At 57.5% G+C, this 12520-nt stretch carries 7 protein-coding genes; all 7 read left to right on the top strand.

The annotated features are described in order from the left end of the window. The first annotated feature begins 180 nt into the window (after positions 1–180). Positions 181–690, top strand: coding sequence for an RNA polymerase factor sigma-70 (locus tag K7H09_RS11330; protein ID WP_167522510.1), 510 nt, complete (start codon positions 181–183; stop codon positions 688–690). A gap of 129 nt (positions 691–819) precedes the next feature. Next, positions 820–1038 carry a FecR/PupR family sigma factor regulator gene (locus tag K7H09_RS11325; protein WP_230804654.1) on the top strand — a complete coding sequence of 73 codons (219 nt, stop codon included), beginning with the start codon at positions 820–822 and terminating at the stop codon, positions 1036–1038. 255 nt (positions 1039–1293) lie between these two features. Beyond that, positions 1294–1539: an MbtH family protein gene (locus K7H09_RS11320; protein WP_022522944.1), complete on the top strand. Its 246-nt coding sequence runs from the start codon at positions 1294–1296 to the stop codon at positions 1537–1539. Continuing rightward, positions 1529–2269, top strand: coding sequence for a thioesterase II family protein (locus K7H09_RS11315; RefSeq protein WP_141439803.1), 741 nt, complete (start codon positions 1529–1531; stop codon positions 2267–2269). The genes K7H09_RS11320 and K7H09_RS11315 overlap by 11 nt, the downstream gene beginning before the upstream one ends. Continuing rightward, a complete protein-coding gene (locus tag K7H09_RS11310) occupies positions 2247–3059 on the top strand; it encodes a 4'-phosphopantetheinyl transferase family protein (protein ID WP_022522942.1) in 813 nt (270 codons plus the stop codon). The genes K7H09_RS11315 and K7H09_RS11310 overlap by 23 nt, the downstream gene beginning before the upstream one ends. Continuing rightward, positions 2992–3993 carry a TauD/TfdA family dioxygenase gene (locus K7H09_RS11305; protein WP_190373841.1) on the top strand — a complete coding sequence of 334 codons (1002 nt, stop codon included), beginning with the start codon at positions 2992–2994 and terminating at the stop codon, positions 3991–3993. The genes K7H09_RS11310 and K7H09_RS11305 overlap by 68 nt, the downstream gene beginning before the upstream one ends. A gap of 51 nt (positions 3994–4044) precedes the next feature. Next, positions 4045–12520: non-ribosomal peptide synthetase (locus K7H09_RS11300; protein WP_230804650.1), on the top strand; the 8476-nt coding region annotated here is incomplete at its 3' end.

Genomic DNA, 12520 nt, shown 5'->3' with positions numbered 1-12520 from the left:
TGGCAACGAAGTAACAAGGGCTGGAGAGGAGACGAGAAACATCTCATGAAGTAGTGCTGCCAACAAGCATATCGTTATAAAAAGTGAGTTAGCTCTCACCAGTTGACTTGTCAGGCTCTAACGCAAATAATAATTATTGCCATTTATTCCGTGGTGTTAATCAAGGCAGGAGGCCGAGCTGTGGATACCCAGACCTGGAGCGCTGAGTTAGAAGATATCTTCGTTAATCAGCGGCCCCGGCTCTGCTGTGTCGCCGCAAGAGTATTGGGCAATGCTGATCAAGCCGATGATGTTGTGCAGGATGCCTATCTGAAAATTTCGGAAGCAACCACGCTTTTTGAGGTGAAGCAGCCCATATCCTATGTGTCACGTGTGGTGCGCAACCTCGCCATTGACCGCTGCCGCCGTTCGGCGTTTGAGTCAACTTTGTTTGCAAAAGAAGAGGAAGGGGAGGCCGCCTCTTACGCGTCACACTCTCCAGAGGTGATCGCGATTGACCGCCAGGCCTTGGCACAGGTGGTGGACGCGTTGGACGAGCTGCCTGAGCGTACGCGGCGCGCTTTTGAGCTCTATCGTTCGGGAAGTCATACGCAGCGGGAAGTGGCTCACTTGTTAGGTATTTCCACCACGTTAGTTAATTTTATGATTCGCGATGCATTGACGCATTGCCGCCAGTCGCTACAAGGTTAAACGTTGCCAGATCGGTAAGCCCACGTTCCGTCCCTTCTTTGTTGTCGCTTTGTTACACTGTCAGCAAATAGCGTTGATAATATTACACGCTTCCCGAGACAGGTGTTCAGCAGGCAGCAGTAGCGAGGTTTGACAGTAACGATGGATAACGACAGCGGCGATGATGCCGTTTGGCAAACGGCGCTAGACTGGCTGATGCGCGAGCATGAAGAGACGTTGAGCGACGCTGATCGCGAGGCGCTTCATGCGTGGTTAGCGGCTTCTTCTCAGCACCGCCGTGTATTTCGTGAAGCCGAACAGCTATGGCTGCTAACGGGGATGATTCCAAGTGGTGATGAGCGCAACTGATCAGTCACTGTTTTTTTTACTCTCCTCCTTCGGTTGTCAGGCTAACTAAATGGTCGCGAGCTAAAGCTTCCTCCTACTGGTGCAATTCTTAGTCTGGCAAAGGTAATTCTATGCCTACGCCCTAGCGGCCCCTCCCCTTATTTTTTCTATTTTCCTACCCCAACATTAAATTTTCTGACGCCTCACTCGTCATTGAGTAATGAGAAGTAATTGCGTTTTATTTCTCATTCCTTTGGCAACGATGAGGTTAGTCCCATGACAAGCTGTTTTGATCGTGAAGATGGTGTCTTCCGTGTATTAGTCAACCACGAAGAGCAGTACTCCCTCTGGCCAGAATGGAAAGCGATTCCCGCTGGCTGGACCGATACCGGCGTACTCGGCGATAAGCCAACCTGCCTCGACTACGTCGAAAAGACCTGGACTGATATGCGGCCACTGTCGCTGCGCCAGTGGATGGATGAGCAGGCTAACGCTGAGGCGGAGCAGGTGGATGCAGGTTAAGCGTTTAAGACTGCTCTGCCTGCCCTGTGCCGGGGCTAGCGCCACCATGTATCTGCGCTGGAAGCGTCAGTTGCCCGCCTGGATCGAGGTATATCCCGTCGAGCTGCCTGGGCGTGGTGAGCGCCTGGGTGAGTCGCTCATCGATGACTTCGAGTCCCAGGTCGTGCGGCTGTGCGAAGAGCAAGCAACGCGGATGCGCGGCGACTTTGCCCTGTTCGGTCACAGCATGGGGGCGTTGTTGGCCTACGGCATGGCAGCTCGCTTGCGCGATGTAGGGCGACCTCAGCCACGGATGCTATTCGCCTCAGGCAGTGCGGCACCCTCAATGCGCGACTCAGAGCGTTTAGCGGGGCTTGATAACGATAAGGCCTTAATCGCGGATCTACGCCAACAGGGCGGCACCCCAGAGGAAGTGTTCGAAAGCCCGGAACTGCTGCGCCTCACTCTTGATGTGTTGGCGGCGGACTATCGCCTCTGCCGCAGTTTCCGCTATCGCGGCGGGTCGCCGTTTGGTTATCCCTTACAGGTACTCGCAGGGCGCGATGACGATATCGAAAGAGAGCGTTTAGAAGCGTGGCAGCGAGAAGCGGGCGGGGCGTTCTCGTTGGACTGGTTCGAAGGAGGGCACTTCTTTATTCGCCAGCAGCAAGCACAAGTGCTGGAGACTATCGAACGGGCGCTGACTCGACGGCTTGAGGAGGTGCCCCATGCAGCGCCTGCAGTTAGCTGAAGGGGCTCCTGAGGGGCTTGAAGTCTGGCGCTTATCGCTCGGTCTGAACGCCCCGGTGGCTGACGAAGATGATCGGTTGCTGAGTCGAGCCGAGTGGCAGCGCGCCCAGCGGCTTCGCCGTCACGCCGATGTCGTACGCGCCGTGGCGACTCGAGCGGCCCTGCGGCGACTGCTATCAGCGCACACCGGTATAGCGCCAGAAAAGTTGGTGTTCACTCAGAACGCTTACGGCAAACCAGCGTTGGAAAACGCTGATGGGCCTGCTTTCAATGTCTCCCACTCTGGCCATGTCGCCCTGATCGCGATTGCTCCCGGCGGAGCGGTGGGGGTCGATATTGAGCGTTGCCGACCCGAGGCCGAACTGGCGCCGCTGCAAGGGCTGGTGCTATCGCCGAGTGAGCAGCTCGACCACGCACGCGACGGCATCGCACTGCCCTTCATGGAGCGCTGGGTGGTTAAAGAGGCGGTGCTCAAAGCCCTGGGCCTGGGCATCGCTGATCATTTGCAGGCGCTCTCGATCACTTCCTCTTTAGGGTCGCCAGGCACCTATCACCTTGAGCACTCGCTTCCCGTGTCATCACCTTTGCAAGCATGGCCGCTGCCAGCGCCGAGTGGCTATGCCGCTGCCCTGGGTTATATCGATTCAGGCTATGTCGATTCAGGCTATTCCCACACAAACGCCCAGGGCAAACGCTACTCAACGAATTTTCAGGAGATCAATAATGGACAGCCAAAGCGCAACACCAACGCAACAAACCAACACCATATCCAAACGTCAGGGGCCTGCTGATTCGGAGCTGCCCATTATGATTTCTCCCTCCTACCCAGGGCAGCCACTGCTGGAAGCCTTTGGCGAGTTGCGCGCGGATATTGAGACGCTGGTGGCCAGAGTCGGTGGGGTGTTGCTAAGAGGTTTCGATGTTCCCTCCGTGGACGATTTTCAGCAGTTTGCTGCCGCCTTTGGTCATCCTCTGCTGAGTTATGAGTTCGCCTCAACACCGCGTTCAGCGGTTTCGTCAGGCATTTATACCTCGACCGAGTACCCCGCTCATCAACATATTCCCCTCCACAATGAGCAGGCCTACACCCGCGAGTGGCCGATGAAAATCTGGTTCCACTGTGTCACCGCTTCCCCCGAAGGTGGAGAGACGCCGATAGCCGATAGCCGCGCTATTTACCGCCGTATGCCCGCAGAGATCCGCGAGCGCTTTGCCCCCGGCATTCTCTACGTACGCAACTACGGCGATTTCGATATGCCTTGGCAAAAGGTGTTTAACACCGAAGACCGCGCTGAAGTGGAGGCATTCTGCCAGCGCGCGGGTATTCGCTGTGAGTGGAAGCCCGATGGCGACCTGCGTACCACCCAACTGTGCCAAAGCATAGAGACTCACCCTGTCACCGGTGAGCAGGTGTGGTTCAACCAAGGCCATCTTTTCCATGTCTCCAACCTGCAGCCAGAGGTACGAGAGTCGCTGGAAGAGCTGCTAGACCCCGAAGACATGCCGCGCAACGTCTTCTTTGCCGATGGTAGCCCCATCGACGATGCCATCTTCGATGAGATCCGCGGCGTACTGGCCGACGAAACGGTGATGTTCCCCTGGCAGGCAGGCGATGTGCTAATGCTCGACAACATGCTGGTCGCCCATGCGCGCACGCCGTTCAAAGGGCCGCGCAAAGTCGTCGTCGCCATGGCGGAAGGTCACGGCAACCTCTCCAAAGACTGAATACAACGGCTCAATCCCACGCCACGGCCAGGAGTTCCAGCAGGTACGCATATGAATATAAGGCACGCCCAGACGATGAACAGCCACCCGTCCCATAACGTTGTTAACCACAGCTTCGTTGAGCATTTAAGTCGCCTGGCCCGGGAAAGGCCCAGTGACAGGGCGCTGATTGTAGTGAACGCACAAGGTGAGACCACCCTTGACTACGCCACCCTGGAACGGCGTTCCCGCGCCCTGGCCAGCGAGCTCCAACAGCGGTTCCCGGCTGGTGAGCGTGCCTTAATCCTGCTGGATAACGATGAGCACTACGTGGTGGCATTCTTTGCCTGCCTATATGCCGGGGTGATTGCCGTGCCGGTCTTTCCTCCGGAGTCGGCCAAGCAGCAACATCTGGCACGTCTGCTCGCCATTGCCGCCGACTCCCAGGCGGCCTGTGTGCTCACCTCTACAACGATTATCGATGTGGTCGCATCTGCAAGCGAAGGCTTCGGCAGCGCCGAACTGATCCCCGTGGATGCCGTAGATGAGAGCCGCGCTGAACACTGGATTGAGCATCGCCCAAAGCGTGGTGATCTCGCCTTTTTACAGTACACCTCAGGTTCCACGGCCACTCCCAAAGGGGTGATGGTGAGCCATGGCAATCTGATGGCGAACGAGCGTGCTATTGAGACGGGCTTCTCGATTGGTGCCGACGATGTTTTCGTCAGTTGGCTGCCGCTTTACCACGACATGGGGCTGATCGGTGGCCTGCTGCAGCCCATCTATCGCGGTATCCCTGCGGTATTGATGAGCCCCACTTTCTTTTTACAGCGGCCGGTACGCTGGCTGGAAGCGATCTCCCGCCACCGGGGCACCATTAGTGGTGGCCCCGATTTCGCCTATCGACTGTGTCTTGAGCGTATCCGTGACGAGCAGCTTGAGGCGCTCGACTTATCTAGCTGGCGGGTCGCGTTCTCAGGCGCCGAGCCGGTACGCCACGATACCCTCACGGGCTTTATCGAACGCTTCCGCCCAGCGGGCTTTGCCGCTGATACCGCAGCACCCTGTTATGGCTTGGCCGAAGCAACGCTATTGGTTAGCTGTAATTCGCGCGGTACGGGCGTGGTGGGTACTGCTTTTTCTCAACAGTCGCTGGCCGAGGGAAAGGCTGTTTCAGCGGTTGAAGGCAACACCCTGGTGGGCTGCGGTACACCGGAACCCGGTCACGCTATCGATATTGTCGACCCTGAGGGGCTTCACTCGCTGCCCAGTGGTGAAGTCGGCGAGATCTGGGTCAATGGGCCTAGCGTGGCGCACGGGTATTGGCAGAACCCAGAAGCAACAGCGCAAGCCTTTGTTACCCGCGATGGGGTCAGTTGGCAGCGCACCGATGATGCTGATGCACAGAACCACGACGCCCGCGATGATCGCTGGTTGCGCACCGGCGATCTGGGCTTTCTGCACGAAGGGCAGCTGTATATCGCTGGGCGTATTAAAGACCTGATCATTCTGCGCGGCCATAACGTCTACCCACAGGATATCGAGAGCGCTATCGAAGCCGAGGTGGAAGCAGTGCGCAAAGGGCGCGTGGCGGCCTTTGCAGTGACCACGCCGGAAGGCGCTGAAGGGATTGGCATTGCGGCAGAAGTCTCCCGCGGCATACAGAAGCTAGTGCCCGCCGAGAAGTTGGTCGAAGCGCTAAGCGAGACAGTGGGGAGCACTTGCCATGAGCCGCTTTCGGTAGTGCTACTGCTCAACCCAGGCGGTCTTCCCAAAACCTCCAGCGGTAAATTGCAGCGCAGCACCTGCCGCCAAGGCTGGGAGGCGGGTAGCCTGGATGCCTACGCCATTCACGCCTTTGGGCGTTTTGTCAGTGGCGGCAGCGATGAGGATGCTGGTGGTGGAAAGTCATCGCACTCTACTGCGGAAGCTGGAAGCGAAACGGAGCAAGCGTTAGCGAAGCTCTGGCACCAGGTGCTGGGGGATGACGACACCCAGTCGCAAAGTAAGCCGCTAGGCAGCGATGCTCATTTCTTCGCCAGCGGTGGTAATTCTCTGGCGGCGGTGCGGCTAGCCGCCATCATCAGTGATTACTGGGGCGTCGAGCTATCTCTGCACTCGCTGTTCGAGCAACCGCGCTTGTCTGCCATGGCTAACGCTATCGAAGCACGTTTGGCGGCATCATCGGATCAACGAGGGATGGCCATTCCCCGTCTTGAAGATGATCAACGTCAAGGCGATATACCGTTGTCAGAAGGGCAGCGAAGCCTATGGTTGACGTGGCAACTCGATCCCCAGAGCGCTGGTTACAATATGGCAGGGGCGCTGCATCTCAAGGGGGGGGTGGATCTATCAGCGCTCAATGTGGCACTGGAGGCCTTGGTACAGCGCCATGATATTTTGCGTACTTACTACCCCTTGAGTGAGGCGGGAGAACCTGTTCAGCGGCTAGCGCAGGACTGGAGTCCTGAGCTGATCTGTAACGATATACCCGGTGATACCGTGGTTGAACAGGAGCAGGTACTGCATGACGCACTCACTCAACTGGCGCGGCAGCCTTTTGATCTTGAACAGGCGCCTCCCTTAACCGTCGCCCTCTACCGCTTGTCCGCGGAGCACCATGTGTTAGCTATCGTTCAGCACCACATCGCTGGTGATGGCTGGTCAGTACAGGTGCTCATCGATGATCTATGCGCACTTTATGAAGGCGTGTGCATTCAGCTAGAAGCCAAGCTTGCACAACTGCCAATACAGTTCGCAGATTATGCGGTTTGGCAGCAGCGCCAGCAGCATAGTATTGAAAGACATAGTAGTGAGCGACAGAACCAACTTGCTCACTGGTGTGAACGCCTTTCCGGGGATCATCCTCCGCTAGCATTGCCTTTGGATCGCCCACGCCAAGCGATATCCGCACCGAGCGAAGGCCATCTACGCTTTACGCTTACCTGCGAGTTGAGCGAGCAGCTACGTAGCCTAGCCCGTGAAAGAAACGTTTCACTCTACGCCGTGATCTTGGCGCTATTGAAGCAGACGTTGTATCGCTTTAGCGGTGAGACAGATATCAAGGTGGGGGCTCCCATTGCCAATCGGCATAAAGCCGAGCTTCAGGGCTTAATTGGGTATCTTATCAATGTCGTTGTGCTGCGGACTCAGATTGATCCCACTGGAAATTTCGAACGTTTGTTAGATGAGGTGAACGCTACCCTGATCGATGCCCAGCTGCATCAGGATGTCCCCTTCGATCAAGTGGTGGAGGCGCTACAGCTCGAACGGCAACCGGGGGTACATCCGCTATTTCAGGTGAAGTGTACTCAGCAGGAAATGTGGCAGGCGGAGCGCCATGTGGCTGGCCTAGCCATTCAAGCCGAGCAGGTGTTCACGGGTATTGCTCACTTCGACCTGAGTCTCGATTTTTGCGATGAACCCGAGGGAATAGCAGGTCTATTCGCTTACTCCGCTGAGCTATTCGATGCCACCACGATCGAGCGTTTCTGCCAGGCATTCCGATTCCTGGCCGAGCAGGTCGTAGCTGATCCGCGGTCTCACACTGCGATGCTGCCGCTACCTGAGCCTATCTCCGTGCTGGAAGGAAACCAAAGCGAGATTCTCACTCAGGCTATACCCACCCTGCTGTCGAAAGTGGTGGCAGCTCATGCTGATGAGTTAGCCGTAAACGACGGGCAGTACCGTTATACCTATGCCAGCCTGGATGCCCAAGCCCAGAATCTGGCACAGGCACTAATCGCAAAAGGCGTTGGTTCCGAGGTGCGTGTTGCCATTCACGCTGAGCGTTCGTGCGAGTACGTGCTCGGCATTCTCGCCGTACTCAAAGCGGGCGGGGCTTTCGTACCGTTTGATCCACAACTGCCGAGCGACCGCTTGGCCTATCAATTGGCTGACAGTGGCGCTCGCTTACTACTGAGCAGCACGCCTTGCGGCTGGAGTGATGACATTCCGGTAATGGAGCTGGCGTTTATCGACGATATTCCGGCTGCCGTAGAGCACGAACTGCCCGTCATTCATCCCCAGCAGACCGCCTATGTGATCTATACCTCTGGTTCCACGGGCAAGCCCAAGGGGGTGGCGGTGAGTCACGGTGCTCTGGCCAATTATGTGCAGGGCGTTCTGGAGGCGCTGGCGCTACCAGAGGATGCCCACAACCTGGCTATGGTGTCGACGGTGGCGGCGGATCTGGGGCATACGGTGTTGTTTGGTGCCTTGTGCACCGGCCGCACCTTGCACCTCATTTCTCCCGAGTGCGCCTTCGACCCGGATGCCTTTGCGGCTTATATGCGGGAACAGCAGGTGGATGTGCTCAAGATTGTGCCCAGCCACCTGCGGGCGCTGCTGAGTGCCGCAAGCCCAGCGGATGTACTTCCGCAAGAGCGCTTGATTCTGGGTGGCGAAGCTACCGACTGGGCGCTACTGGAGCGTCTCGCCGAGCTTAAGCCAACCTGCCAAGTGCTTAATCACTACGGCCCCACGGAAACCACTGTCGGTATTCTCACCCAGCAAGCCGACATGGCCGATCGAGCTGCCAGCACTCTGCCGATAGGCACACCGCTGGCCAATGCTCGGGCCTATGTGCTCGATCCCTGGCTTAATCCGGTGCCGAAGGGTGTTGCCGGTGAGCTCTACCTGGGCGGCCCAGGGCTGGCGCAAGGCTATCTACAGCGGCTGGGGCAAACGGCGGAACGTTTCGTTGCCAGCCCCTTCCATGCGGGGGAGCGGCTCTATCGCAGCGGTGATCGTGTGCGCCAACTGGCCGATGGTAGCCTGGAGTTCCTTGGCCGTGTGGATGATCAGGTCAAAATTCGCGGCTATCGGGTTGAACCGAGCGAAATCGCTACCCTGCTGCGCGATCAACCGTGCATCGCAGAGGCCGAAGTGGTAGCGCGGGAAAACGAGGAAGGCCGCGCGCAACTATTCGCCTACGTGGTTATGGCAGCCGGGAGCGACGTCGATTACGCCGCGTTACTCGCGCAGCTTGGCGAACGCGTGCCGGACTATATGGTGCCCAGTGCCATAGTACGGCTAGATGCCTTACCGCTAACCGCCAATGGCAAGTTAGATCGCAAGGCGCTGCCCGATCCAGTACAAGCGGGTGGTGATAAAGCATTCGAAGCTCCCCAGGGAGCAGCGGAGGAAACCCTAGCCGCAGTCTGGGCCGACGTAATCGGCTGCGAGCAGGTGGGGCGCAACGACAACTTCTTCGAGCTGGGTGGTGACTCTATCCTCAGCTTGCAGATCGTCGCGCGCTCGCGCAAGCGTGGCTACAAGGTAACGCCCAAGCAGTTGATGGAAGGGCAGACCATTGCCGCAGTGGCGGCGATGGCCACGCCCTTGGCTGCTACCGCTCCTAAACAAGCGGCTGCGCCCAATAAGACTGCTTCCTTTGCGCTGCTGCCGGTACAGCGCTGGTTCTTCGAGCAGAACTTTGCCGAGCCACACCACTGGAATCAGTCGTTGATGCTGGAAGCGGACAGTGGTGTAGATACCGCGCTGCTACGGCGTGCCATTGAGGCAGTGGTAGATCACCATAGCGCCTTACGGCTGCGCTTTGAGCGCGTTGGTGATAGCTGGCAACAAGCCTATGGCAAGCTAGCCGACGATCTCTTCGAGCACGTGGACGTAAGCGATCATGCGGATCCGGCGCAGGCCATCCCCCAGGCTGCCGATGCTGCGCAACGCAGTCTGAGTTTGGCGCGGCCGTTCCGTGCTATCTGGATGGCACTGGGAGGCGAGCGCGGCGGACGATTGCTGCTAGTGGCTCACCACCTGGTGGTGGACGGCGTCTCGTGGCGCGTGATCCTCGACGACCTGCAAACGGCCTACGCGCAGTTAAATGCAGGAAAGACAGTCGACCTACCACCGGCAACCACCTCGCTAGATGAGTGGGCGCGTGCCCTGGCCGACTATGTCAAATCGGAGGCTTTGGCTGAGCAATGCTCCTATTGGGAAAGTCTCGTCACAGCGCCAGAGCCCAGCCTACCGGCACGGAATCCCCATGGCAGCAACACCGTCGCCGATACCGCATCGCTCGTTGGCAGCTTGCCTACCGAGGCCACCACGCAACTGCTGGGGCCGGTGCATAAAGCCTATCGTACCCAGGTAGATGACCTGCTCCTCACTGCACTATCGAGCGCCTTGTGCCAATGGGCAGAGAGAGATAGCGTACTGATTGAACTGGAAGGCCATGGTCGCGAAGACCTGTTCGAGGGTGTCGATCTCAGTCGCAGCGTAGGTTGGTTCACCTCGCTTTACCCGGTTCGCCTGACCCCAGGTAATGCGGAGCCCGGTACAAGCCTAAAAGCCATCAAGGAACAACTTCGCCAAGTGCCTGAAAAGGGGCTCGGCTACGGCGTGCTGCGCTATTTGAAAGAAGAGCCCGCGCTGGTTAGTGGTGCCTACCCCCAGGTCACCTTCAATTATCTAGGCCAGTTGGATCGCTCCCTACAGGGCGATGGGGCCTGGCGGCTCGCTAAAGAGAATGCAGGGCAGGCTCGCGCGCCCCAAAGCAAGCGCCGTACCTGGATTGAGGTGGTGGCCTGGGTTCAAGATGGCCAACTGCGCTTCGACTGGAATTACAGTCGTGAGATTCACAGCGAGGCAGCGATACATGCCTTGCAAGTAAGCTTCCAAGCGCAACTAGAGGTATTGATTGAGCACTGTGCTAGTGGCGTTCGTGGCGCAACACCTTCGGACTTCCCGCTGGCGGGGCTGAGTCAAGAGCAGCTTGACGGCTTGCCTGTTGACACTGACCAGCTGGCGGATCTCTACCCACTGTCCCCGTTGCAGCAGGGCATGCTGTTCCACAGCCTTTACGATGACCAAGATTCAGCCTATCTGAACCAGTTGCAGGTAGAAATTGACGACCTGGATGTCAAACGCTTCCAGCTCGCTTGGCAAGCAGTACTCGCGCGCCATGAGGTTCTGCGCAGTGGCTTCCTGGAGAGTGCTGGAATGCCGTTGCAGTGGGTGGCGCGCAACGTTGATCTGCCGTGGTTTGAAGTGGATTGGCGCGAACGAGTGGATCTAAAAGCGGCGCTTGAGAGACTGGCCCAGGAGCAGCGGAAACCGTTCGACATGACGGCGCCGCCGCTGATGCGCTTGGCGTTGGTGCGAATTGCAGAAACCCGATACTGCTTTATCTGGACGCGCCACCATTTGCTGCTGGATGGCTGGAGTACGTCGCAACTGATGGGCGAGGTGTTGCGCTGTTACGCCGGAGAGGCCTTGCCATCTGCAGAAGGACGCTATCGTGATTACATTGCATGGTTACAGCGTCGTGACACCAATGCCAGTGAGACTTACTGGCGTGACCAGCTGCAGCGTCTCGATGCACCCACGCACCTAGTGAGCACCACCCCTAGACCTTACGAGGCGCAAGCTGGGTACAGAGAGATATCCCTGTCACTAGATAGCACGACTACTCAGCAGTTGGAGGATTTCGCCAAAGCGACTCGTGTAACGCTCAATACTTTAATGCAAGGTGCCTGGGCGCTGCTGCTGGCACGTTATACGGGACAAGATAGTATCTGCTTTGGAGCTACCGTGGCTGGACGACCCGCTGAGCTACCGGCAGCAGAAAACTTGATCGGCCCATTTATTAATACCTTGCCAGTCATTGTTTCATTGGATCCCTCGCTTCGCGTCAACGAGTGTTTGTGCCTGTTACAGGCACAAAACTTGGCGAGTCGCGAGCATGAGCATACGCCGCTATACGAAATCCAACGCTGGGCGGGGCAGGGTGGCCAGGCACTGTTCGATAGCTTGGTGGTATTCGAGAACTATCCCGTTGATGCCGCGTTACACCAGAATTTGCCAGGCGGGCTGACGTTCGGCGAAGTGGATAACCGCGAGCAAACCAATTATCCCGTCACGCTGGTCGTCTTCCATAAGGAAGCGTTGGAGCTTTGCTGCGGCTATTCACGGTCACAGTTAGATGATGCCGCTGCCGAGATATTGATCCAGCATCTGGTGGGAGTGCTGAAACAGTTGAGTGAGTCGGCTACTCGCCGAGTCGGTGACATTGACTGGTTAAGTGACGTTGAGCAGCAACAGCTTGAGACGTGGAGCGTCAATGATGAGCATTACGAATGGGAAGCCCCGATCCATCGTTTGATTGAGCGTCGTTCCGATATGGCGCCTGGAACTACAGCCCTCATTTTCGATGATCAGCATCTCAGCTACGCCGAGCTTAACACCCGGGCCAATCGCTTGGCCCACTATCTGATTGGTTTAGGCGTACAACCTGAGACTCGAGTAGGCATCGCTGTTGAGCGCTCCATCGAGATGGTGGTGGGGCTGCTGAGCATTCTTAAAGCGGGGGGCGCCTATGTACCGTTGGATCCGGATTACCCCAGCGAACGTCTGGCCTATATGGTTGAAGACAGCGGTATTGAGCTGCTGCTTACCCAACAGCACCTTCGCAATACGTTGCCGGTGTCTGAGAGCCTTGGCGTTATCGAGCTGGATCAATTGGACGTGGCGCATCATGCGTCAACCAACCCGGAGGTGGCACTGCACGGTGAACATCTCGCCTATG

Origin of the sequence: Halomonas sp. IOP_14 (genome assembly GCF_021021315.1) — a bacterium.
In the GTDB taxonomy this organism is placed as follows: Bacteria; Pseudomonadota; Gammaproteobacteria; order Pseudomonadales; family Halomonadaceae; genus Vreelandella; species Vreelandella titanicae.
Note: the sequence above shows the minus strand (reverse complement) of the source record. Positions and strands in the feature narration are given on the sequence as shown.